Source organism: Polaribacter sargassicola (assembly GCF_021991835.1).
Lineage (GTDB): Bacteria > Bacteroidota > Bacteroidia > Flavobacteriales > Flavobacteriaceae > Polaribacter > Polaribacter sargassicola.
The window spans coordinates 1-24,989 of record NZ_JAHDAU010000004.1 but is presented as its reverse complement, the minus strand read 5'-3'; the positions used below and the strand labels follow the sequence as shown (position 1 = coordinate 24,989).

General features: G+C 27.7%; 24 protein-coding genes and 2 pseudogenes. 4 read left to right on the top strand and 22 right to left on the bottom strand.

Translation table 11 applies throughout. From position 1 onward, the window contains the following. Positions 1-44: 44 nt before the first annotated feature. From KI686_RS07710 to KI686_RS07685, 6 genes are all read right to left on the bottom strand, one after another. Complete coding sequence (locus tag KI686_RS07710; protein WP_237588701.1) at positions 45-1,541, bottom strand: glycosyltransferase family 39 protein; 1,497 nt, start codon at positions 1,539-1,541, stop codon at positions 45-47. An 18-nt stretch (positions 1,542-1,559) separates the two neighbouring features. Further along, positions 1,560-2,237: a tRNA (guanosine(37)-N1)-methyltransferase TrmD gene (gene trmD / locus KI686_RS07705; protein WP_237588700.1), complete on the bottom strand. Its 678-nt coding sequence runs from the start codon at positions 2,235-2,237 to the stop codon at positions 1,560-1,562. 51 nt (positions 2,238-2,288) lie between these two features. Then, the gene (locus KI686_RS07700; RefSeq protein WP_237588699.1) at positions 2,289-3,239 is read right to left on the bottom strand and encodes a succinylglutamate desuccinylase/aspartoacylase family protein; all 951 of its coding nucleotides are present in this window, start codon (positions 3,237-3,239) and stop codon (positions 2,289-2,291) included. Further along, on the bottom strand, positions 3,229-4,104 hold the full coding sequence (rimK, locus tag KI686_RS07695; protein WP_237588698.1) for a 30S ribosomal protein S6--L-glutamate ligase: 876 nt from the start codon (positions 4,102-4,104) through the stop codon (positions 3,229-3,231). Before rimK ends, KI686_RS07700 begins: the two co-directional genes overlap by 11 nt. After that, positions 4,101-4,541 (bottom strand): ATP-dependent zinc protease family protein, encoded by a 441-nt coding sequence (locus KI686_RS07690; RefSeq protein ID WP_237588697.1) that lies wholly within the window; start codon positions 4,539-4,541, stop codon positions 4,101-4,103. Before KI686_RS07690 ends, rimK begins: the two co-directional genes overlap by 4 nt. Before the next feature lie 78 nt (positions 4,542-4,619). Further along, positions 4,620-6,176: an NAD(P)/FAD-dependent oxidoreductase gene (locus KI686_RS07685; protein WP_237588696.1), complete on the bottom strand. Its 1,557-nt coding sequence runs from the start codon at positions 6,174-6,176 to the stop codon at positions 4,620-4,622. A gap of 83 nt (positions 6,177-6,259) precedes the next feature. Here KI686_RS07685 and KI686_RS07680 point away from each other — a divergent pair, with 83 nt between their 5' ends. Beyond that, entirely contained in the window at positions 6,260-8,749 is a 2,490-nt protein-coding gene (locus KI686_RS07680) for a M14 family zinc carboxypeptidase (protein WP_237588695.1), read from the top strand. A gap of 159 nt (positions 8,750-8,908) precedes the next feature. Next, a complete protein-coding gene (locus tag KI686_RS07675; RefSeq protein ID WP_237588974.1) occupies positions 8,909-9,040 on the top strand; it encodes a YqaE/Pmp3 family membrane protein in 132 nt (43 codons plus the stop codon). A gap of 52 nt (positions 9,041-9,092) precedes the next feature. Here the strand turns inward: KI686_RS07675 and KI686_RS07670 are convergent, their stop codons facing one another. From KI686_RS07670 to KI686_RS07660, 3 genes are read right to left on the bottom strand one after another with little or no spacing between them, the layout of a single operon-like run. Continuing rightward, a complete protein-coding gene (locus KI686_RS07670; protein ID WP_237588973.1) occupies positions 9,093-9,431 on the bottom strand; it encodes a tRNA-binding protein in 339 nt (112 codons plus the stop codon). A 2-nt stretch (positions 9,432-9,433) separates the two neighbouring features. Then, positions 9,434-9,898: an Mpo1 family 2-hydroxy fatty acid dioxygenase gene (locus KI686_RS07665; protein WP_237588694.1), complete on the bottom strand. Its 465-nt coding sequence runs from the start codon at positions 9,896-9,898 to the stop codon at positions 9,434-9,436. 12 nt (positions 9,899-9,910) lie between these two features. Beyond that, positions 9,911-10,450: a YfiT family bacillithiol transferase gene (locus KI686_RS07660; RefSeq protein ID WP_237588693.1), complete on the bottom strand. Its 540-nt coding sequence runs from the start codon at positions 10,448-10,450 to the stop codon at positions 9,911-9,913. Positions 10,451-10,664: 214 nt separating this feature from the next. Here KI686_RS07660 and KI686_RS07655 point away from each other — a divergent pair, with 214 nt between their 5' ends. Further along, the gene (locus tag KI686_RS07655; protein WP_237588692.1) at positions 10,665-11,303 is read left to right on the top strand and encodes a DUF1801 domain-containing protein; all 639 of its coding nucleotides are present in this window, start codon (positions 10,665-10,667) and stop codon (positions 11,301-11,303) included. Positions 11,304-11,905: 602 nt separating this feature from the next. On the opposite strand, the gene KI686_RS07650 is transcribed toward KI686_RS07655, so the two are convergent. The 7 genes and pseudogenes from KI686_RS07650 to KI686_RS17300 all read right to left on the bottom strand — a co-directional run. Continuing rightward, complete coding sequence (locus KI686_RS07650) at positions 11,906-12,283, bottom strand: nuclear transport factor 2 family protein (protein WP_237588691.1); 378 nt, start codon at positions 12,281-12,283, stop codon at positions 11,906-11,908. A gap of 153 nt (positions 12,284-12,436) precedes the next feature. Further along, positions 12,437-12,949: a hypothetical protein gene (locus KI686_RS07645; RefSeq protein ID WP_237588690.1), complete on the bottom strand. Its 513-nt coding sequence runs from the start codon at positions 12,947-12,949 to the stop codon at positions 12,437-12,439. Between the two features lie 5 nt (positions 12,950-12,954). Further along, positions 12,955-13,866, bottom strand: a complete 912-nt coding sequence (locus KI686_RS07640; RefSeq protein WP_237588689.1) for a helix-turn-helix domain-containing protein — start codon at positions 13,864-13,866, stop codon at positions 12,955-12,957. 11 nt (positions 13,867-13,877) lie between these two features. Beyond that, on the bottom strand, positions 13,878-14,963 hold the full coding sequence (locus KI686_RS07635; protein WP_237588688.1) for an MBL fold metallo-hydrolase: 1,086 nt from the start codon (positions 14,961-14,963) through the stop codon (positions 13,878-13,880). Positions 14,964-14,983: 20 nt separating this feature from the next. Beyond that, positions 14,984-15,934, bottom strand: a complete 951-nt coding sequence (locus KI686_RS07630; protein ID WP_237588687.1) for an SDR family NAD(P)-dependent oxidoreductase — start codon at positions 15,932-15,934, stop codon at positions 14,984-14,986. 907 nt (positions 15,935-16,841) lie between these two features. Further along, a complete protein-coding gene (locus tag KI686_RS07625) occupies positions 16,842-18,518 on the bottom strand; it encodes an LIC_10190 family membrane protein (RefSeq protein ID WP_438617005.1) in 1,677 nt (558 codons plus the stop codon). 399 nt (positions 18,519-18,917) lie between these two features. After that, positions 18,918-19,055, bottom strand: a pseudogene (locus KI686_RS17300) (IS30 family transposase); the annotation flags it as partial. Between the two features lies 1 nt (position 19,056). Here KI686_RS17300 and KI686_RS07620 point away from each other — a divergent pair. Next, a pseudogene (locus KI686_RS07620) lies at positions 19,057-19,680 on the top strand (IS110 family transposase); the annotation flags it as partial. Positions 19,681-19,698: 18 nt separating this feature from the next. Here KI686_RS07620 and KI686_RS07615 read toward each other — a convergent pair. From KI686_RS07615 to KI686_RS07590, 6 genes are all read right to left on the bottom strand, one after another. Continuing rightward, positions 19,699-20,463 carry a hypothetical protein gene (locus KI686_RS07615; RefSeq protein WP_237588685.1) on the bottom strand — a complete coding sequence of 255 codons (765 nt, stop codon included), beginning with the start codon at positions 20,461-20,463 and terminating at the stop codon, positions 19,699-19,701. Between the two features lie 167 nt (positions 20,464-20,630). Continuing rightward, the gene (locus KI686_RS07610) at positions 20,631-21,221 is read right to left on the bottom strand and encodes a DUF6624 domain-containing protein (RefSeq protein ID WP_237588684.1); all 591 of its coding nucleotides are present in this window, start codon (positions 21,219-21,221) and stop codon (positions 20,631-20,633) included. A 168-nt stretch (positions 21,222-21,389) separates the two neighbouring features. Beyond that, a complete protein-coding gene (locus KI686_RS07605) occupies positions 21,390-22,268 on the bottom strand; it encodes a LamG-like jellyroll fold domain-containing protein (RefSeq protein ID WP_237588683.1) in 879 nt (292 codons plus the stop codon). Between the two features lie 212 nt (positions 22,269-22,480). Continuing rightward, positions 22,481-23,119, bottom strand: a complete 639-nt coding sequence (locus tag KI686_RS07600) for a hypothetical protein (protein WP_237588682.1) — start codon at positions 23,117-23,119, stop codon at positions 22,481-22,483. Between the two features lie 191 nt (positions 23,120-23,310). After that, positions 23,311-23,991 carry a hypothetical protein gene (locus KI686_RS07595; RefSeq protein ID WP_237588681.1) on the bottom strand — a complete coding sequence of 227 codons (681 nt, stop codon included), beginning with the start codon at positions 23,989-23,991 and terminating at the stop codon, positions 23,311-23,313. Between the two features lie 155 nt (positions 23,992-24,146). After that, positions 24,147-24,815 (bottom strand): CPBP family intramembrane glutamic endopeptidase, encoded by a 669-nt coding sequence (locus KI686_RS07590; protein WP_237588680.1) that lies wholly within the window; start codon positions 24,813-24,815, stop codon positions 24,147-24,149. Positions 24,816-24,989: the final 174 nt, after the last annotated feature.

Here is a 24,989-nt window from a genome sequence, read left to right as displayed (position 1 = left end):
ATTATCTCTAAATATTTATTTGAATATTTAGAGATTTTTTGTGCTTAATTATTATCGTTTAATAAAAGATTCGGCTTATAATTTTCACAATAAAAAACGAAAAACTTACGAGATTCTTTTCCGTTTATTTTAATGATAATTGGTTCTAGTTCGGTAATTTTATCAAAATAAGTAGATAATAATGGATGATTTTCTCCTTTTTTATCTTTGTTTTTAAAACGTTTATCAGAATCTATAAAAATGGCATTTTTATTTTTTAAGGTTGATAAATCATCACCTAAATAATCGAAATGTAAAGCTGGTAAACCGATAATGTTTTGCGCGTAAATTCTATCTTCCATAAAGAAATTTAAACACGCAGATGTTTTGTAATTATCATCAGAAAATACAAATGTATCTGTTTTTTCTTGTTGTAAAAGTTTAATTTCTTCGGATAATTCTTGCCAACCAACCCAAGTATCATCACTTTTAATAGGTACTAAATAAAAGAGAATTTGCAAGCTAATAAGTACGTGAAAAACAATTGATATTATAACCTGAGCTTTTAGTAGTTTTTTGTTGATAAACATTGCTGCCAGAATAATACCTGTAATATAAGAAGGCATCATCCAATTCAATTTTACCCAATAAATAGGTGTAAGAATAAAAAAGCCAACAAAAGTAGGAACAAAAAAGGCCAACAAAAACAGGGTTTTGGCTTGTGGAATTCTAAATTTTAACAACGCTCTTTTTATATATTTATATGTAAACGTTACAAAAATTAAAAATAAAACAGGTAATAATAAAACCATTTGATGCCCAATTGCACCAAAGAAAAAGTTTGGAGAAAATTTAAATTTTGTAATAGAACTGGTTCTTTCTCCTCCTTGAAAAGCAAAAGAAGCAAACTCGTTTTGATAGTTCCAATACCAAACCGGAAAAGTTATTGCAATAGAAACAATTAAAGAAATCCATAACCAAGGAGAAATTAATAGTTTTCTGTACTTGTTAGAAAAAATAAGAAAAGCAAGTAACCCAAATTGTAATATAATAGCAGTGTATTTACTATCAAAAGCAAATCCCATGGCGATTCCTCCAAGAACCCAAAAAACTTTTTTATCTTCAAAAATAGCTTTATATAAACAAATTAAACTTAGTGTCCAGAATAATAAAAGCGGAACATCTGGTGTAGAATTAAAAGATAAAATAGAAATAAAAATGGTAGAAGCCAATAAAACAATGGCTTTTTGTAGTTTTTGTTTTGATAAAAAATAAGAAGCTAATTTGTAAAAACTAACAATAGTAAGTGATGTAATTACAAAATCGGCAAATTTTATTGCAAAAATAGTTTGACCAAAAACATCTGTAAAAATCCTTAGAATATATCCAATCATTCCTGGATGATCAAAATAAGATAAAGATAAATTTTGTCCGTATAAATGATAGTAAGCATCTTGCGGCATTAAGCCCATAAAAGGTAATAAAATCAGTCTAAATAATTGAAAACCTAAAACCCAAGAAATGGCTTTATTATTTTTTAAGAAAGTTTTTATTGTATCCAAAGTGCTACTTTATAATAATTAATCTTCTAATAAATCGGGTCTTATTTGTTCTGTTCTTTCAAAAGCTTTTTCGCTTCTCCAATCATCAATCTTAGGAAAATTACCAGATAATAATATTTCAGGAACTTTCATTCCTTCAAATTCTGCAGGTCTTGTATAAACAGGTGGCGATAATAAATTGTCTTGAAAAGAATCTGTAAGAGCAGATTGTTCATCACCAATTACACCAGGAATTAACCTAACAACAGCATCTACTAAAACAGCTGCAGCTAATTCTCCGCCAGTTAAAACATAATCTCCAATAGAAATTTCTTTGGTAATGTATTTATCTCTAACTCTTTGGTCTATACCTTTGTAATGACCGGTTAAAATTAAAATGTTTTCTTTTAAAGAGAGAGTATTTGCGGTAGATTGATTTAATGTTTTAGCGTCTGGTGTCATGTAAATTATCTCATCATAACTTCTTTCTACCTGTAATTTTTTTATACAATTGGCAATAGGTTCTATCATCATTACCATACCAGCGCCGCCACCAAATTGAGTGTCGTCAATTTGTTTGTAATTACCTAAACCATATTCACGTAAATCGTGAATTATAATTTCTGCTAACCCTTTGTTTTTTGCTCTTTTTATAATAGAATGATTAAAAGGGCTTTCTAATAAATCTGGAGCTACTGAAATAATATCTATTCGCATATTGCAAATGTAAGTTTTTTGTTAGATTTTGTATAAGAGAAAATTTAAAGTTTATGCATCTATACTAATATGGAATAAAGCATCACCTTTATTTACAATTGGTGTTTTGTTTATACAAAAAATGTAACCATTAAAAGGAGCATGTACTTTCTTTTTAAACTCACCAAAAGGATCTTGTATTACGCCAATTAATTCTTTCTTTTTTACAAAAGAACCATTATTAACCATAATTTTAAACATACCAGAATGAGAAGCTCTTAACCATTTAGATTTTTCTATTAAAACAGGTTTTTCTCTAACAGTAATTTCTCCGTCTATTAAACCTAAATGAATTAAAACATTTTTGGTTCCGTTTACACCTTCATTAATAATAGTAGGGTTTAGTTCTTTTGTTTTTCCTCCTTCAAATAATAAAATAGTTTTATCCATTTTATTTAATGTATATCTTATAGATTTAGATATATTGTTAGAAAAAACAATCATTGGCGGATTAAAAACTTTAGCTAATTCTAATCCCTTTTTATCTTCAATTGCACATCTTATTTGAGCAATATTATCTCTATCACCACCACCTGTATGAAAATCGATAACATAATCTACAAAAGGAGCAATTTCTTTGGTAAACTGATATGCAAATTGGCTAGCTAAAGAACCATTTAAAGTTCCTGGAAAAACTCTATTTAAATCTCTACCATCAGGAAATTCTCTTGTTTGAACTAAATATCCAAAAATATTAAAAACTGGAATACAAATAATTGTACCTTTTTTTGGCTTGTTTATTTTCTGGCTGATAATTTCTCTAACAATTCCAACTCCATTGGTTTCATCTCCGTGTACACCGGCTAATAATAAAACAACAGGTCCTTCTTCATTAGAATGCTCTATAATAACTGGTACTTTTACTGTAGTTCTTGTATGTAATTTAGCAACTTCTAAGTCTAAAACAGTACTTTTTCCTTTAGGAATTTCTTTTCCTAAAAGTTTAAATGGATTACTCGGCATGTATTTCTAAATATCTAATAATTTCTTTGGCAATATTTTTTCCTGTGGCAACTTCTATACCTTCCAAACCAGGAGAAGAATTTACTTCTAATACTAATGGTCCTTTAGATGATTGTAACATATCTACCCCAGCAACACCTAAACCTAAAGCTTTGGTTGCTTTTAATGCCGTTTTTTCTTCTTCGTCTGTTAATTCTATTACGGTTGCATTACCACCTCTGTGTAAATTAGAACGGAATTCTCCTTCTTTTCCTTGACGTTTCATAGCGCCAACTACTTTACCATCTACAACAAAAGCTCTAATATCTGCACCGCCTGCTTCTTTTATAAATTCTTGTGCTATTACTCTTGCACCTAGACCATTAAAAGCTTCTAAAACAGATGTTGCAGCATTTTTTGTTTCTGCTAAAACTACACCTAAACCTTGTGTACCTTCTAGCAATTTTAAAACTAAAGGAGCTCCACCAACAGAATCTACCACATGTGCTACATCTTTTGTATAATTAGTAAAAACAGTTTTAGGTAAACCCACACCAGCTCTTGCTAATATTTGTAAGCTACTTAATTTATCTCTAGATCTTGTTAAGGCAATAGAACTTACAGAGGTAAAAACTTTCATCATTTCGAACTGACGAATTACGGCTGTACCATAAAAAGTTACAGAAGCACCAATTCTTGGGATGATAGCATCAATATTATCTAAATATTCACCTTTGTAAAATATTTTTGGAGACTTTTTTTCTATCTCTATATTACACTTTAAATGATCTACAACAATAACTTCGTGTTTTCTTTTTTTTGCTGCTTCAACTAATCTTTTAGTAGAGTATAGGTTAGGATTTCTAGAAAGAATTACAATTCTCATTTGGTCTTGTTTTTTAATTTAAAAGATAGATTTTTCTCAGCAGTATCTATCACAAACTTGTTGTTTAAAAATTTTCTCCCTAAAAGTATGGGAAATTTCATGTCTTTTCGCTCACTTAGTGTTAAATGAATAGGAAAAGTAGTGTTAAAAAGTACAATTTCAGTTTTTATTAAAAAACGGTTTTCAGAAATTCCGTTAGAACTTTTTACCGTTTTAGTATCATAATTTTTAGTAGAAAACTCTTTATTATTATATAAATAATGTTCTGGGTCTAATAATTTAAACTTAATAAAACTTACTCCATCTTTAACTATTTCTTCAATATTAGAACAGTGTATAGAAGATGTGTAAGCACCAGAATCTATTTTTAAATCGATTTCTTCTAATGATAGTTCTGGAAAATCTCCTTTATCAATTCTACCAATTGTAATTTTCATGCATGTAATTTAAAGAAAGTAAAATTAGGAATTGTTATTGGTAATGTAACAATATACTTGCAAAAAATATTTACAATTTTATAGTTGTGCAATTGCAGCTTCTGCACAACGTTCTCCGTCCATTGCAGCAGAAACAATACCACCAGCATAACCACCACCTTCTCCACAAGGAAACAATCCTTTAATTTCTATATGTTCTAAATTTTCTTTTCTTGGTATATTTACTGGTGATGAAGTTCTAGATTCTACACCAATAATATTTGCTTCGTTTGTATGATAACCATGCATTTTTTGTCCAAAAGCAGCAAACCCTTTTCTTAATCTACTTCCAATTATTTTTGGCAAAAGAGAGTGTAACGGAGCCGATTTTAATCCAGGTTGATAAGAACAGTCATTTAAATCTGTAGATAATTTTCCGTCAATAAAATCTGCTAATCTTTGTGCAGGAGCGGTTTGTGTTCTTCCACCAGCATAAAAAGCAATTTTTTCTAAATCTTTCTGAAATTCTAATCCTTTTAAAGCACCAAATTTTTCATATTTTTTAAAATCTCTATCAATATCTAATTCTACTACAATACCAGAATTGGCAAATTTGTTATTTCTACGAGAAGGAGACATTCCGTTTACAACAACTTCTCCGTTTGCAGTTGCTGCAGGTACAATAAATCCGCCCGGACACATACAAAAAGAATAGACACCTCTTTTATTAACTTGGTGTACTAAACTATAAGCTGCAGCTGGTAAAAGCTCATCTCTTTTTCCAGAACAATGATATTGAATTTGATCTATAATTTCTTGTGGATGTTCTACACGAACTCCCATTGCAAAAGATTTTGCTTTTAAAGCAATTTCTTTTTTGTGTAACAATTCGTAAATATCTCTAGCCGAATGACCGGTAGCTAAAATTACAGAATTTACAGACATTTCTTGTCCGTTTTGTAATTGAATAGCTTGTAATTTATTATTCTTAACAATAAAATCGGTAACTCTAGTTTCAAAATGAACTTCACCACCAAATTTTATAATATTTTCACGAATATTTTGAATGATTTTCGGCAATTTATTTGTACCGATGTGTGGATGTGCATCTACCAAAATTTGATCTGTTGCTCCATGAAAAACTAAGTTTTCAAAAATACGCCTAACATCACCTCGTTTTAAACTTCTGGTATATAATTTTCCATCAGAATACGTACCTGCGCCACCTTCACCAAAACAATAATTAGAATCTTCGTTAACAAAATGTTCTTGATTTATTGCACGTAAATCTCGTCTTCTATCCTGTACATTTTTTCCGCGTTCTAAAACAATGGGTTTGTAACCTAACTCTATACAACGCAAAGCAGCATACATCCCCGCAGGGCCAAAACCAACAATATGTATTTCTTTTGCGTTAGAAACATCTTTGTAGTCAAAAATATAATCAGATTTTTCTGGTATATTTTCGTTAACATAAACAGCAACTTTATAATTAAAAATAATGTCTTTTTTACGTGCATCTATAGATTTACGCAAAACTTTTACAGCAGAAATTTCGTTTTTATCAACTCCTAATTGCTTAGCAGCTTTGTGTAAAAGAATGTTTTCTTTTCGTTCTTCTACTAAATTTACACGGAGTTGAATGTCTTTAACCATTTTGCAAAAATAAAGAAATGTTAAAGTATAAAACAATAATTAATTGAATTGTTATATTTGGAGATAATCAAATTCAATTCCACATGAAAAAACTATTATTTTTATTCTTTTTGTCTACCTTTTCTTTGGTTGGGCAAGAAGTAGATTTATCTTATTATTTACCCCAAAATGTTACTTACAATAAAAGTATACCAACACCAAAATCTGTCATTGATCATGAAGTAGGAGAGTGGCATGTTACACATGATAAGTTAGCGGAGTATATGAAGGTTTTAGCAGCTGCATCAGATAGAATTTCTATTGAAAAAAGAGGTAAAACTTTTGAAGGAAGAGAGTTGTATTTATTAACAATTACATCACCAGAAAACCATAAAAATATAGAAAGTATTAGAAAAAAGCATATTGATGCTACCAACGATGCAACTATAGATGTTTCTAATGATCCAATTGTAGTTTATCAAGGATTTTCTATTCATGGTAATGAAGCAAGTGGTTCTAACGCAGCATTGGCAGTTGCATATTATTTAGCTGCTGCAGAAAATATAGATGCTATTTTAGACAATACAATTATTCTTTTCGATCCTTCATTTAACCCAGATGGATTACAGCGTTTTTCTTATTGGGCAAATACAAATAAGAGTAAAAATATTAACCCAGATCCTAACGATAGAGAATATAAAGAAGTTTGGCCAGGAGGAAGAACAAATCATTATCAGTTTGATATGAACCGCGATTGGTTGCCAGTACAATTACCAGAAAGTAGAGCAAGAATTGCTAGTTTTCATAAATGGTTGCCAAATATTTTAACCGATCATCATGAAATGGGAAGCAATTCTAGTTTCTTTTTTCAACCAGGAATTCCGAGTAGAACAAATCCGTTAACGCCACAAATGAATCAGGATTTAACAAAAGAAATAGGAACTTATCATGCAAAAGCATTTGATAAAATAGGTTCTATGTATTATTCAGAAGAAAGTTACGATGATTTTTATTATGGTAAAGGTTCTACTTTTCCAGACATTAACGGTAGTATTGGTATTTTATTTGAGCAAGGAAGTTCTAGAGGACATGCACAAGAAACTGTAAACGGAGTTTTAACTTTCCCTTTTACCATTAGAAATCAATTTACTGCTGCTTTATCAACTTTAGAAGCAGCAAAAAATATGAGAACTAAAATCTTAAAATATCAACAAGATTTTTACAAAGAATCTAGAAATACAGGTAGTAGTAAAGCTATTGTTTTTGGTGATGAAAAAGATGCTGCAAAAACGTATCATTTGGCAGAAATTTTAAAAACACATCAAGTAAAAATACACGAAGTAAAATCTGATTTTACAGAAAACGGAAAAACGTTTAAAAAAGGTTATAGTTACGTTGTGCCAATGAACCAAAAGAATCAACGTTTGGTAAAAGCAATGTTTGATGTTAGAACAACTTTTAAAGATAGTTTGTTTTATGATATTTCTGCATGGACTTTTAACCATGCTTTTGATGTTGATTATGCAGAAAATGTATCGCTTGCAAAAGCAGGAAAAGAAATAACAGATTTAAAATTAAATGCTGGTACAATTTCATCTAAAAGTAATTATGGTTACTTAATGCCTTGGAATGAGTTTTATACGCCAAAAGCCTTAAATGCTATTTTACAAAAAGATTTAAGAGCAAAAGTTTCTATGAATAACTTTAAAAATGACGGTAATTCTTACGATTATGGAACCATTTTTATTCCGGTTCAAAATCAAGTTTTAGATGCTGATGAAATGTATAAATTCTTAGAAAAAACAGCTTTAGAAAGTCATGTTAAAATAGTAGGAGTTTCTACGGGTTTAAATGACGGGATAGATTTAGGTTCTAATAGTTTTAAAGCTATTACAAAACCAAAAGTAGCAATGTTGGTTGGTGATGGAATTGCAGGAAATGATTCTGGAGAAATTTGGCATTTATTTGATCAACGTTTTGATATGCGTTTAACACGTATAGATATGAGCTATTTTACAAGAGTAGATTTAAATAAATACACTCATATTATTGTGCCAAGTAGTAGAATTGGTAAAGATGCTATAGAAAAACTAAAAGCTTGGACACAAAATGGAGGTGTTTTAGTTGGTTATAAAAATACTGCAAAATGGTTGGCAAGTAACAAAATAATGAAATTGGAGTTTGAAAGTCCAAAAAGAGAAAATATAGAAGGAATTACCTTTGAAAATAAATCTTTAAAATCTGGTGCACAAGTTATTGGTGGTGCTATTTTTGAAGCTAATTTAGACCGTTCTCATCCAATTAATTTTGGTTATAAAGACAATAAACTTGCTTTTTTTAGAAACTCTACTATGTTTATAAAAGCAGATAAAGATAGTTATAACAACCCTATTCAGTATACTTCTAATCCTTTGTTAAGTGGTTATATATCTAAAGAAAATGCAAAAGTGATTAAAAATACTGTGCCTTTTAAAGTACAAAGGTTTGGTAGAGGTAGAGCAATTGTTTTTACAGATAATACCAATTTTAGAGCTTTTTGGTTTGGTACCAATAAGTTATTAATGAATACTATTTTCTTTGGTGATAAAATGTAAAAAAATATCTAAAAAATAAAAAAGACTCAAAATTTTAAATTTTTGGGTCTTTTTTATTTTTGTTAACTTTTAAAACTGTAACAATATTAATTTTAAGTCGTCTTATTTATACAACCAACTAAATAAGTATAAATGAGTTTTTTTAGAGTATTATTTGCTATAATTTTTCCACCATTGTCTGTTATAGATAAAGGTTGTGGATCTTTCATTATCATTTTTTTGCTAACACTTTGCGGATGGATACCTGGCGTAATAGGAGCTTTAGTAATTTTGAATAATCCTAAGAATTAGTAGGTTTAGAAATTAATATTAAAAATTTTCATTTTTTCTAACAACGAACAACTTAACTGACCTGTTCTCCGTTTTTTATGTTTTTAGAAGGTTGTAACAACACAACTTTACCTTCTGTATTATAAACACCAATTACTAAAATTTCGCTCATAAAATTAGCAATTTGCCTCGGTTTAAAATTGATAATTGCAGAAACTTGCTTGTTTAATAAATCTTCTTTACTGTATAAATCGGTTATTTGAGCACTAGATTTTTTTATGCCTAAAGCGCCAAAATCAACGGTTAATTGATAAGCTGGTTTTCTAGCTTTAGGAAAATCGTTTACTTCTATTATTGTACCTATTCTTATATCAACTTTTAAAAAGTCTTCAAAAGTAATTTCATCTTTCATCATTATTTTTTCTTACTTAATTTTTCGATCACCCATAGTGGACCGATTAATAAAAATTCTAAATCTTTTAAAAACGAAGGTTTTTTACCTTCTATTTTATGCCCATAAAATTGCCCAATCCAAGCTAACACAAAAATAGTTAGAGATGTGTAAAATATGTTTAGATAACTACTAATCATAAAATTACCAATTATAGAAACCAAAATAACAAAAAGCATTTTAGTAAAATACCAAAAACCTAAACGCATATAAAATACAGAAATAATAATACCAACAACAATTGCCCAATTTTCTAATAAAGGATTAGATAAGTTTAATGTGCTTTCTAAAAATGCGGTTGGTATGCTCATTAATAAACCAACAACACTAAAAAATATTAAAGGTACACAAATGTAATGTATACTTTGGTTGGTTTCATTTTGATGACTTAAAGCATATTCATCAAAATATTCTTGAGCAGTTTTCATGTTTTTATAAATTTATTGTTTCCAGTCTTTACGAATCATAAGTTGTTCTATATGATGATAATGATGTCTGCAATGCCAAGCATAAATGCAAATATTTTCTTTTAAACTGGTTTCTTTTTTACTTTCTGGATGAATAAAAGTTTTATTTAAATCATCTTCAGATAAACCTTGTATTAAATATACCCATTTTGCATGTAAAGCTTTTAAAGCATCTAAAGATAGTTGAATTGGTGCAGATTTAGAATCGTGTAATTCAGCAAAACTTACTTCGTTATATGCTTTTATTACAGGGTTTTGTTCTGTTAAAGCCCATTTAAATCGTAAATAAGAATTATGATGACTGTCATAACAATGATGTATAACTTGTCTAATTGTCCAACCATTTTCTCGATAAGGAATTTCTATTTGATTGTCTGATAAATCTCTTACTAAAAACTCTAATTCGTGCGGAAATCTTTCTAAAAGAGAAATCCATTCTTCAAGATTTTTTTTGGTAATACTCTCAGGAATTTCTACTTTACCTATTGGGTACCTTAATTTTTCTAAGCTCATGTTTGTTGTTTGGTTGTTGGTTTAAATATACAAACATAATCTTTTCAAATAAAAAGTTCATTTGTTTTTTACCAAGAATAAAGTAAGAAATGCTAAAATTATAATATTGAAAGTTTAATTGTTGATGTCTTAATTTCGCTATTTGTGGTTTATTTAGTAAATTAATTTCTTAAACCATTCAATTATTGATAACATTTAAGAAAAATTATAAAAAATGAACAAAGAGGTTAATAATTATTTGATTGGACTTAAAAAATGGAAAAAGGAAGTGACAAAACTTCGTAAAATTATACTTGAATCTGGTTTAAAGGAAGAATTTAAATGGAAACGTCCTTGTTATACAAATAATGGAAAGAATATTGTATTGATTCATGAATTTAAAAACTATTGTGCAATTTTATTTTACAAAGGAGCATTGCTTAAAAATTCTGAAAATATTTTAGTACAACAAACAGAAAATGTACAATCTGCTAGGCAAATTAGATTTATAACTTTAGCAGAAATTGAACAAAAAGAAATAACAATAAAAGAGTATATTAAAGAAGCTATTGAGATTGAAAAATCTGGAAAAAAAGTTGAGTATAAAAAAACTTCTGACTTTGAAATGTTAGAAGAATTAGAACAAAAGTTTTCTGAAAATTTAGAATTTGAAAAAGCATTTAAAAAACTAACGGTTGGCCGCCAACGAGGTTATCTTTTACATTTTAATAAACCAAAGCAGTCTAAAACCAAAATATCAAGAATCGAAAAAAACATGAAAAAAATAATAGATGGTTATGGTTTAAACGATTGTTTTTGCGGTCTTTCTAAACGTAAACCCAATTGTGATGGTTCTCATAAAAAAATAATATAATTTACATAACAAATTATTTTTAGCAACTGTATACCTGTTAAATAAATTTTTTAATTAAAAAACCCATCTCTAAAAAGAGATGGGAATTTATTAAAGTATTTTAAGACTTTAATTAAATGAAAAAGAAAACTAAATATACTCAAATTATTTTAAAAATCAATATAAATTACTGATAATTAGTTTTTTGAAATGTATTTGCTTTTTATTTAGATAATTTTAGTTTAAAAAAGAAGATAGGGTATTTGTTATTTAATGTTTTAAAAAAATAAACTTTTTGTGGTGATAAAAGTGCAAATAGCCAATAATATAATACTAATTACTGTTAGGTAATTTGTCTGTTTTTCTATTAAGTATTTTATTCCGATGCCTAAAAATATAAACTGAGCTATAAGAAATGGTATTGTTAATAGTTCTCTAAAAACACCTATTAAAACAAAATCCATTTTATAAAAGTTAATTAACCAAATTAAAATAAAGTAAAAAACTATTGTAAAATTTATAATTATTAAGTTTTTAGAGGTAATAAGTTTGTGCATTTATTTATCCTTTTTACGGTATTAAAAGTAAAAATAATAGTTTTTAAATGCCATTTTCTTTTTTCTTTAAATTTCTATTACATAGGATGTAATTGATGATAGTTTGATGTTTTTTAAACCTTTAAATTTATAAAAATCAGAAAAAGCATATGTTTTACCATTTTGTGTTTTTATAATTCCGTTTGCAGCTCCTTCTTTTCCATGAGTTACTATTTGATCAATAATTAGTTCTATTACTTTTGTAGAACTCATTTTATTTAATTTTTTGGTAAAATCATCAATACCCTTAATTTTTTTATCACCAATAATATTCCATTCAATTTCATTTATCACACTTTTGGTTATAAATGCTATATTGTTATTTGCAAAAGCAATATTAAATTCTTTTAGAAACTCTATTTTTGGTGAATTTCCACAATCAGATTTCTCTATAATCTTTACCATAATACATTTTGTGTTACATAATTAAATAATTTAAAAAATAAATTTTAAACATTTTGTATCAAGCATGAAATAACAATCTATTCGTTTTCTTTTTTTGAAATTCTAGTTTATATAAATCAAGATAATTTAAAAAACAGTTTATGTTTTAGAATATTACTTTTTAAGTTCTTGATAAACTATTAATAATTGTTTTTGATATTTTGCTATTCTAGCATGTGCGTTGCCATCAATTAGTAAAATAACTATAAGCATAGCAATAGTTGTAATCATTGCAGCTCTCCAAACAGGTTTATTCATAAAAATAATTAGTAAAGCACAAATTGCAATTATTATAGGAATTGCTTTAAAAACAACAGTTTTATATTCTTTTAAAGTAGCTTCTGTACGTTCTATTTCAGATTTTATAAATGTATTAGCATCCTTATTGTAAGCCGTTTTAAATTGTGTTATTCTTGATTTATTGGTAAAAAATAAACCAAATCCTATGGTTAATAGTAAAACACCAGCTATTAAAGTAGGAATTATGTATGCTTTTGCCATTTCTGTTTTTCCTAACTGCCAAAATCCTATACTTGATATCATAAATACAAGACCAAAAAGCATGAAAAAAGGTGTTGAAAATAGTTCGGCTTTTGCCCAATCTGTTGCTGTTTTTAGTATGTCCATAATTTTTAATTCATTTTATATAAATCTCTATACTCAGTTGGGCTAATGCCTTCTTTCTTTTTAAATAATCTAGAAAAATAAGGGGGATATTCAAACCCTAATTCATAAGCTACTTCAGAGATACTTTTATTTGGTTTTAGCAATATGTTTTTTGCTTCATTTATTAGGTGTAATTGCAAATGTTCCGTTGAAGTTTTACCTGTTTCTTTTTTTAAAGTATCGCTTAAATAACGTTGCGAAACAGATATTTTATTTGCAATTTGTTCTATAGTAGGTATGCCTTTTTCTTGTAATTGTCCAGACTCAAAATATTCTGATAAATATAGATTTAGTTGCTCTAGTAAATCATTAGATATTTCTTTTCTATTTAAAAACTGTCTTTCGTAAAATCGATTCGCATATTTTAACAAAGTGTTTAATTGAGAAATAATAATCTCTTTGCTAAATTCATCTTGATTATTTTGATATTCAATTTCAATATTTTCAACTATCGATTCTATTTGTTTTTCTTCTTTTGGCGAAAGATGTAATGCTTCATTTACAGAATAGGAAAAGAAACCATATTTTTTTATTTGATGGGCTAATTCTGTTCCTTTCAAGAAATCTTCATGAAAATTTATAGAAAAACCTTTCTGTTCAAACACGAAACTGCTATCCCATTGTAGAACTTGTCTTGGTGCAATAAAAATTAAAGCTCCATTGGTGAAATCGTATTTTGTTCTTCCATAATTTAAATCTCCTTTTACAAATTTTTTAAAGCTAATAGAGTAGCAATCATTTGTTATTGGAGGAGAACTTTCTCTAGGACAAGGCAAAAATCCTTCTTCCTTAGAGTTGAAAACACTAAGCATAGGATGTTCTGGACGAGGAAGTTCTAAATAATCTAAATATGATGATAATGTTTTAAAATGTTTCATTCTATATTATTTTAATTCCACCAATTTTTAAATTGTTGTAAGCTATCTTTTAAGTTTACATTTTCACCAATCATTGGTGTAATAATTCTTATATCTGTTTCCGTTTTTTTGTTTGAAATGTTTATAAACGGTTCATCCCAATCATGATTGGCTAACGTAAATTTTCCTGCATGTACAGGTAAAATTGTGGTTGTATTTAAATCATTTGCAGCCTTTAGTTGTTCTCCAGGTAGCATATGAATATATTTCCAATTGTTATCATACTGTCCATTTTCAAGGATAACCAAATCAAAAGGGCCGAATTTATTTCCAATTTCTTTAAAATGAGAATCATATCCACTATCACCACCAATAAAAATAGTTTTAGAAGGTGTTTTTAATACAAAGGAAGCCCAAAGGGTTTTTGCACGTGTAAATCCTCTTCCAGAAAAGTGTCTTGCTGGTGTAATGTGTACTTCAAACTTATCATCAAAAGAAAAATTATCATACCAATCTCCTTCTAAAATTATATTTTGATTAAATCCCCAATGTTCTAAATGTGCACCGTTACCTAAACCTGTAATTACATTCTTAATTTTTGGTTTTAATTTTTTGAGTGTTTTGTAATCCATATGATCCCAGTGATCATGAGATAAAAAAAGATAATCTATTGTAGGAATATCATCTGTTGTGTAAATATTTGTGCCATTATAAGCTTTGGTGGTAAACGATAGAGGAGAAGCATTACCAGATAATACAGGATCTACTAATATTGTTTTACCATCTAATTGTATAAAATATGATGAATGTCCCATCCAAATTAATACATTTTCATCAGGTTTTAGATTTTTTAAATCAGTTTTAATAGAAGGTATTTTTATAGCTGGTTCTTTTGGTTTTGATGAAAAAAGAAATTGATACAATACTTTACTATACCCAACACCTTCTGTAAGCATTGGTGTATGGTTTAAATTTTGAAAGCTACCTTTTTTATAATTAGGAGATTGTTCTATTTTTAATAAACGTTCTCCAGATGGATGTTTTCCAAATCGTTCTGTATTTAAAAATAGCAGTGTTGCAACACCAATAATTATTAAGATAATAAGTAATACTGTCATTATTTTTTTAAATAAAGATATTATAAATTCCATTTTATACCTGTTTCTTTTTCTGAAATTTCCAATAATTTAGTTGCTACAGCTTTATCTTTAGCGTGTGGCTCTATTTTATGTTCACCTACAGGACCTGTCCAATTATTTCTTCCTGTTGGCTCATAAAATCCTTTTTGATCAAGATTAGCTTCTGTAGCACACATTAATTGTGGGTAAGCTCCTTTTTCTGCGGATTGTGTTAGTGGTGATAATTTCATTAGATTAAAGATAAATTTCATCATAAAACTACCACTTGTATTTATTAAATTAGTTCTAGAAGATCCAGGGTGACATGCATAAGCCTTTACATCTAATTTACCTACTTCTTTAAGTTTATCTTGTAATTTATAAATCGTCATAATTTGTGCTAATTTACTCTGACTATAAGCATTATTTGGAGTGTAATCTTTATCCCAATTTAAATCATCAAATTTAATTGTTTTTATACCCATATCATATCCTAAACTACCAACTGTAACAATTCTTCCTTTTGACTTTTCAATTAGAGGAAATAATAGCGCTTGAAGTGTAAAATTTCCGTAATAATTTGTTGCCATTTGGCTTTCCCAGCCATCTATTGTTAGCGTTTGTTTGGGTACTTGAGCAATTGCTGCATTGCAAATAAGAGCATCAATTTTGGTAACTTTATTTAAAACTTTTGCAGTTGCTTTTTTTACAGAAGCTTGTTCAGATAAATCCATTTCTATAGATAAAATATCAATTTGTTCTCCAAGTTGATGTTTTAAAGTTTTTATAGTTTCTTCTGTCTTCTTAGGATTTCTATTAAGCATTACTACTTTGGCGCCTTTAGAAAGTAATATTTTTGTTGCTTCAAAACCAGTTCCACTTGTTGTTCCGGTTACTACAAATGTTTTACCTTTTAAATTTACAATTCTATCTGGTATCCAACCTTTTTTGCCAAATTGGTTTTTATTCATTTTGTCTGTTTTTTTGTTTAAAAAATTAATAAGACAAAGGTAATTTGGGGATAGTCTTGTTTTTTTATACTGATTTTCGAATGTTGTATACTATTTGGTTAGTAGGTCTAGTAAAATGTAGCGATTTTTATTTTACCTGTAAAGCTGTAATTTATTTTTAGGTTCTGATACTTTTAAAACAAAAGTATTTACTGTTAAAGTTGAGAATTGCTTATGTGTTATATTTAAGTAACTAATTTAACAAACTAAAAACTTGATAAAGGCTAAAAAAAATTTGTAAGTGAACTTTAAGTAACAATGAATTACTTACTTTTTAGGAGAAATATTTATGTATTAGTGATGTCTTACTTGAAACTTTTTTTAGTTCTTTTAAATACACTAGTGTAATATTTAAAATATCAGCATAAAATTGAACAGAATTCTCTTTTATTAGATTTTTTCTTATTGATATCAGCTAATTCATTTAAAAAATTTAAATGAATTAAAAATAACCTCTTCTTTAAAAAACTATTTTTTACGCATTGTTAGCGATAGTGCTTTTAACTTAATTAAAAGATTGCCTAAATTTATTAGAAGAAATTTAGGTTTCATTCTTAAATAATTTGATAAATGGAGCAGTAAATTCAAAGCCTCGTTCATAAGCAATTTCACTCACGCTTAATTCTATAGTAGATAATTTTTCTTTGGCCTTTTCATTTAACTTATTTTGTAAGTGTTGTTGTGTACTTTGTCCACTAACTATTTTTTAACATCGTACCTAAATCATTTGCAATTTGAGTTACTGTAGGAATTCTATTGATAAGTATTTTATTAGTATTAAAATAGTTATTTAATAGTTGTTCAAGTTTTATAAGAATTTGATGATTACTGATTTTCTTGGTAATAAATTGTCATTTATTAATGTGTTTTAGCTAGGCTTTTTATGTGTCTCTTTGTTATCAAAAGAATAAAAACCGTCTTTTAGATCAAAGCTTCTCATTTGAGGATAAATGTTGTAGTTATATTCAAAATAATTGAGATAAGCTTCGTTTACACAAGGTAAATTTCCATTTGCAGTTCCATAGAAAAAGAAGTTTTCTTTAGGAGAATAATAAAGGAGATTATCTTTTTCTTTTACTTCAAATTTTATATCATAATATTTGGAGTTAGGTTGAGGAATAACAAGTTGATTAACTGAAAAATTTTCAAATAATTTATGATGGACATTAGTTGTAAGTTTTGATATACTTACAGGAAAAAGAAAAATAACAGGAAGTATAACGCCTATAATTAGAATAGGTTTTATGAAATGAATTTTCTTTTGCCAGTTTAAAATATCTCTTACAATAACAATAGAAAAAAAGATAAATTCAGGAAGAAAAAATCGGAATTGAGGAGAAGTAATCAGAATTAAAACAAAGTGTATTAGTAGTATAAAATATAAAATCTTATACCTGTTCTCTTTTCGAAACGACTTTGTTAACAAAGTTGATAAGAACAGTAAAACCATTCCTTTATTGAAAAATGAATTTATTCCTGAAAGTAAAAACCAATGCTTTAATTTTTCTAAAAATGAAAATTCAGTTAAAATATTGTTTTCAAAATAACCTGTTTTTTTAGTTAAATCGTTGATGAAAAAATGTAATTTTTCTGGAACTAACCAATCTACATCTAAAGCAAAATATTTAAAAGGATATAAAGGATAACCAGAAATAATACTGTTTTTTGCTATCCATAGTATTCCGAAAAGAGATCCAGAAGCAAGAAAAAATTTAAATATTTTTGGCTTATTAATCCAAAGTAAAAACAGTAAACCTAACGGAGCTACAGAAAGTTTTATAAAGGTTAGCCAAAGGAAAAGTAATACAAATTTTTTTCCTGTATTGGTGTTGATTTGTTTATCTATAAAAAAATAAAAAAGTATCGGACAGATGAGTAGAATAGGCAAATCTGGAGAGGGAGTATCAATAAATTGGAATAGTAAAATGTTGAAAATTGGAATATAACCTAACCAGGTTTTTTGTTGTTTTTTCTGAAATTCTAAGAGGAAAAAAAAACTACAAATCAAAACTACAAATCCATTTATATCGTTTATTCGGTCATATAAAAAGCTAAAATTAAGCCCTGCCTGAAGTGTATGCCAACCTGAATTTTGAGCTAAAAATATATGTAAATTAGCAAGTCCATTGACAAATCCGTACTCATTAAGCCACTTTATTGTCTGAATGTAATAACTTTCGTTATCTGCAATAAAAGGAATTCCACTTGATTTAAGAGCTACTAAAGGTATTAGCAAACTAAATAGGAGTTTATAGAACCTACTAAAAAGTTTCCATTGTGTGTTCAAATTCTTAAAGTAAATCTTAATTTCTTCACGAAAAATTAAATAAAGAAGGACAGATAATAAAACCGTTACATAAAATACCTCATAATTTAATCTAAAAAAGAAAGCCCAAAACGAAAAAAATAAATTTAGAAAAATAAGTCCGAAAATAATTGAAAGACTTGAATCTGAATTGTTAATTCTAACTATTTTTTCTAAGATTATTCCGAAAGGAAGTACAAGAAAAAAAAGGAAAAGATAGTATAAGAGAATGATAGTCATTTTTTTGAGATAAATAGCTTATGGTAAATAGTATTATCTTGAATTAAGTATTAAATACAATGTTTTTTGTATTGTTCAGTTGTATGGTTTAGGTAATAAATTTAGGAAATAAAAACTTAATAGAAAATCTGTAAGTATTTTCATAAATATTCTAAAAGAAATGTAATAAATCAAAAATCTAAGTAAAAAATATAAAGAACTAATTTATGATGATTTTTTAAAAAAAATATCCTAAAATACACCTATATTGATTAAAGTCGATTGATGAAACAAAATTAAATAGAACATCAGTTTTTTTAGTTGATGAAAAAATATTCAATTTCAAATGGTTATTGATTTCATATTTTTCTTTAGATTCAATGTTGTAACGCAACAAACTGTATTGTTTTTTTGATGTTACTAAGCTACAAATTTTAGTTCTAAGTTCATCATTTCTTTAGGTGTTTTATATCCAATAATTTTTCTTGGTCTGTTGTTTAATTTTTGTTGAATATTTTGAAGCTGTTTTATGTCAATTTTATTAAAATTAGTTCCTTTATCAAAGCATCAATTAGAATGTCTTCAAATGACCAGACTACTAAGTGTGTATACAAAACAAAGCACCATGTTAAAAAACAAGCTACATGGCGAAGCTGTTTTAGGTAACCCAAGCAAAGCGGTTGTTAGCTCTTTAAAACGGAGCTTAAAACAGGTTCAGAAAGAGTTAAACATGATAGAAGATAAATTGTTGGTTTTAGTAAAAGAAGTACATCAGGATATTTTAACACGCTTAAAAACCATTCCAGGAATTGGTCCCAAAACCTCATTAATGTTAGTGGTTTTAACCGATGGATTTGATCGTTTTACAAGCGGCAGTGAATTGTGTAGTTACGCAGGATTAACACCAGTGATTCGACAAAGTGGAAGTAGCGTAAAAGGACGTGCGCGAATTAGTAAAATAGAAAATCAAAAGCTTCGGAATTTATTATTTATGTGTAGCTTTAATGCCTGTAAATATAACCATGCATGTAAAGCAATATACGATCGATTGGTCGCCAAAGGAAAGAGCAAAAAATTAGCCTTAATAGCGGTTTGTAATAAGCTATTAAAACAGGCTTTTGCTATCGCAAAATCAGGACTTAATTATGATAATAATTATAGAAGTACTTTAGTAAAAAGTTAATGAGTTTTTACTTGTTTTTTACCACAGTACTTTGTTGTGCAACGTACTTTTTTTATTCAAAACAGTCAGAAACTGTTCCGCTTTGTTCTTAATTTCTTTTATCATTTTCGGACTTTTGTCACTTTCTCTCAAAGTCCAATACTTGTTTAAATTCCATCCCATTTTTCTGTCGTTTCCAGTTCCAATTTGTGTTATAAATCCCCAAAACCATAAATCGTCCCAAACCTCAATGTCCTTTCCGCTATAATTGTCAGCGATAATTTTGTTTACATTTTTAAAGTTCCAATTTTTTGATTGGATTTTCTTGAAAATTGCAATTATTACGGCGTCAACTGGAAGATAAAATGAGTCATTATTTTTTAAGTCAGTTGGTGCATCGTTCCAAATCCGTAAATCATTTGGATATTCTTTATTATGCAAGTGGAAAATGGTTTTTACAAATAGGGCAGAAGTCTTTTCTCCCCAACCTTTTTGTTCACGCATTCCGTTGTAAAGTCCGTTGTAATTTTTCGGTTCAGTTCCATTCGGATTGATTACAGACATAAATCCAGAAAAAGAATTCAGCAAGTCAGTATTTTGATAGATTTTTTGATAAAATTCAGCGAGATAGTCGATTTTCGGTTGACTTTGAGTGTTCGCTGTATGATACAAAAGTGAAACAATTTTTTCCGCTTTACTTTTTTGCGAATTTACAATTCCAGAGTAATATCTTGTTTGTAATTCCTTATTGTAAATTCGATTTTCAATTAGAAATTCAAATATGTTTTTCAGCGATTCAGTCAAATTTCAGTTAGGTTTTTGGGTATGTTGCACAACGTTCTATGTGTATTATTTGCTGCGTAAATTTAGCGAATAAAAACTACAAATTACTGACTTTTACGTTTGCGAGGTTTTTCGCAAGAAAAACCGAAACTAGTAGTAAATTATACACGGTGTTATGTGTAGTATTTTTAATTCGGATTAAATTGAATGTTGAAATACTTTAAATAATCCTCTATTGTTTCCATTCCCATTTCCTTTCTTCTTTCGTTTACAGTTTCAGGATTTTCTAATTTATATAATTTTCCATTTTTTATCTGTGAACCATATATTTGGGGTTTACCTTCATCCATTAAAATCCTATCTTTCATTAATGCATATTGTTGTTTAGATAAATCTCCATTTTCTACTGCTTTCTCTATTTGTGGAAAATACTTTTTTCTAATTTTTTCATCAGTGTGTTGCAGTCCCAGCCAGATTGCATTCATATGTTTTTGAGTCACCTCATTTAATGTTGGCATACCGCACTTTTCAATAATGCTAATCACTAATTCTTGATTCCGATGATCTTCTTTAGCGTATTTGATGAGATTGTTTGCTTTTCTGATCCTTTGGTCACTTTCATATACTTCGCTCAAGATTTGATGTTTATTACTACAATCAACTTCAATAATGTCTACTGAACCTACATAGACAAATTTATCCTTATTCATATATAGGAATATTAATATCATTAAAATAAGAGCAGTTAATATGTTGAAAATTATTTTTTTCTTTTTCATTTCTCCTTTTGGTTTGTATTACACATAACGTGTTTGTGTAAGAAAAGTTGTGTGTTTCAAGTAATAAAGTTGGTAAATAAAACACAAACCAAGAAAATCCGAGAGGATTTTCGTAAGTAAGCTTTTACCAGCAATTCTTTTTTACACGGTGTTGGCAAAAGTATTTTATTATTTCAATAAAAGCTTTTTTACTAAATTATTTCTTCCATTAGAAATTTTCAATATATATAAACCTTTACTTAAATTTTCATTTTGTATTTTCTTACCTAAACTGTCATAAATGTTTAAAAAGTATTCCTTGTCAGACAGTTCAATTTTTCCATTTAAGAACATAATTTTTATATCATTCAATTTATTTTCATTGATATTTAGTGAAGTGTCATATAAATTTTGAACTTCTGAAAGTGTTAATTCATTTTTAAAAATTGCAACTTCATCAATTTTTCCTTCGAAATACCTGTTTTGACCATCGTTTCCTATAAATAATTCTGCATCTGATGATTCAGAAATTTTTGAATAGTTTTGATTATCTATTTCTTCAATGAACACACCATTAACATATAATTTATGAATACCTGTTGACCAAGTAAAAGTTAAAAAATACCATTCATTACTTTCCAAAGTATAATTGAATGTAATACCAGGAACAGAAACTGAAGGATGACCTATCCCTAAAACAGGTTTCATATTACTCAACCAAATACCAAAATGATCTTTACTTTGTTCAACAGGCCATTTCGCAAGTATAGCATTAACTCCATTTTGTTCAATGGGTTTTACCCAACAAGATATAGAAATTGAATTAGTAAAAACATTCATATTGTTTCCATTAAGTACCTTAATGTATTTGTTGTTACCGAAAAGAAAAGCACTATTAGATTTATTAAACCTATCTTCGGTTGGAAGTGAGTTAAAAATTTCTCCATTATATCCATTTCCACTCTCATCATTTGCATTTTCATTAAATGGATAATAAGCAACCTTTTCTTGGGAGAAGGAATTTAAACAAATAAAAATAAGAAAGACTAAAGTAAATTGTTTTTTCATAATTCAAGATTTTTAGTAAAAATAAATATAGTATTTAAAATTCACAATAACTATTATTAGGTATATTTTTGCCAACGTTGTTGTGTTAAGGAAAGTTGCGTTTAAAGTGAACGGCTATTTTCCGCAGGAAAATAGGAGTTTACAAAAATGCGACTAACTTTGATTAAGCTGAAATTAAGCAATTTTTTTTACACGGTGTTAGGCAACGTTTTTTATTCAATATAATTATTTCCTTTTATAGTCCAATGTGGCAATTCTTTATATTCTACAATTCTCCAATTATTACAATGGAATGTTCCTTTTATTTTAAAATCATTTTCAATAAAACCAAAAGGATTTGGCAATTCTAATTCATAATTCCCCCAAACATTTTGAGCAATTTTATAGTCAAATTTGCTGATTTTAATTTCATAGTTTTTAATTGAACTTGAATCTATTTTTTTATTTTCAAATTGTGATTCTGTTGATGCTTTAAAAATCTTTGTTTTTTCCACAATAGAATCTCTCAAATAAAAAGTCAGAAATCTATATTGTCTTTCAATTCCCATTTGAAATTCAGTTGCACTTCTATTTCCTTTTTTAAGTTCACTCAAAGAAGGAAATTCAGTTCTGATTTGAATTTTTAAGGTGTTTTTTTTAACGTTCTTTTCGCAATTACAAAATCCTATTAAAGTGTCAATTTGTTTGTCAGAATATGTGTAAATTAAATCTACTTTTTGAAATTCCAAAGTTGAATCTCTTTCAATAGTCGAAATTTTATTTTCCTTAATTTTTACAACAGTTGTTTTTGTTTCAGTTTTGGGCTCAATTTTTTTCAGTTTATTATCTTTTTTACAAGAAAATAAATTCATTAATAATACTAAACTTAATATGTAAATACTGCTGTTTTTCATTAATGTTGCCTAACGTTGTTGTATAAGAAAAGTTGCGGTTTTGTAAGCGAGGAATTTCCGAAGGAAATTCAGAAGTTGGCAAAAATGCAACTGCCTTTGTTTGAGCACTAATTTAGCAATTTTTTTTATACGGTGTTGGGTGTAGTTTTTTAATACATTTCTTGTTTATTCTCTATTTTAAATAATTCCAAATTCATTTTCTGTTCAATTTCACATTCCAAACCTTTTTTGCAACCCAATAGAATTGGTATATCTTCAGCTGTTATTAAACACCAGTTTAAATTTTCCTCGAAAAGACAAATGTCTAATTGAAAACTATATAATTCCTGTATTTCAAAATATTTTTCCAAACTAATATTTTCATATTCTCTTTGTAATTCTTCAATTCGATAATTATATTCTTCGTTTTCATAAATTAACAAATTCAGTTTTGACTTTTCTTTCAGCTTCTCAAGAGATTCTTTAAGTTTATTTATGCTTAAGTTTTCCAAATAATGAACTCCAGGGTTTTCAGGGATTAATTCAACAGTTTTTTGTGAATATTCCACATTGAATTTTTCTGATAAAAATTTAATTGAAACAGGTTTATACAGTTCCTCTTTTTTAAGTAAAACATTAAATTCTTTTTCAATTTTCACTCGTTTATTTTGGTCTTGAAATGTTTCGTTTTTTAAAGGATATTTCTCGAATGGAAAATTTTCAATTATTCCATAAATCCAATGAACAATAAATTTTGATTCAAAAATTTCTGGAACATAATTTTCCGCAAAATTCCATTTTTCTGAATTTTGATTATTATAAAAATTTTTAAAGTCGTTAAATATTTTCATTTTTTAATTACACCCAACGTTGTTGTATAAGGAAATTTGCGGTTTTGTCAGCGAGGAATTTCCGAAGGAAATTCAGAAGTTGATAAAAATGCAACTACCTTTGTTTAAACACTAATTTAGCAATTTTTTTTATACGGTGTTACAAGCAGTATTTTTTATCTCATTCTAATTATATTTCCCATTCCATTTCCTAAATTGTGAGAAATTAAAGCTAATAAAACACTCCCACTTTTTATTGTAATCCAACCCCAAATTAATCCATAAAACATTGTTATTAAAAACGGGTATATATTAAATATTATACTAAATTCTTTTGAAAGTGAAAGTCCGTGTGCAAATCCAAACAATATTGCAGTTATCCAAACAGACGAATTTAATATTAAATTTTTGTATTTCAATATTTTTGTCAAAAGTCCAAGCATTATTCCTCTATAAGCAATTTCTTCGTCTAAACCTGGCATTGAAAATTGATAAAAAAGTGTTTCCCAATTCAGAAGTTTATTTGGCGCAAAAAACATCAGTGTAATTTTAAAAATCAAAAGTGAGATAATTATTATAACTCCTTTTTTAAAAAACTTATTTTCCTGTTTAAAAGTCAAGAAATAATCTTTAAGCTGATATTTTTTGTAGAATAGTAGAAATAATATAGAACAAATTATTGTATAAATTTTTCCATCCCAATTCCAGTTTGAACTCGAGTTAAAAATTCTAAATTCAGAACTAATAGATGGTAAGTTAACAGAAATCTGATTAACAAGGAAAAATATTACAAATGCACTTAAAACTTTCAGAGTTTCTAATTTTTTATTTTTTAAGGTTAACATAATAATCGGAAATACTATTATTAGTTTAAGAAGGTTTTCAGCGATTACTTGGATTCAATGTTGTAACGCAACAAACCGTATTGTTTTTTTGATGTTACTAAGCTACAAATTTTAGTTCTAAGTCCATCATTTCTTTAGGTGTTTTATATCCAATAATTTTTCTTGGTCTGTTGT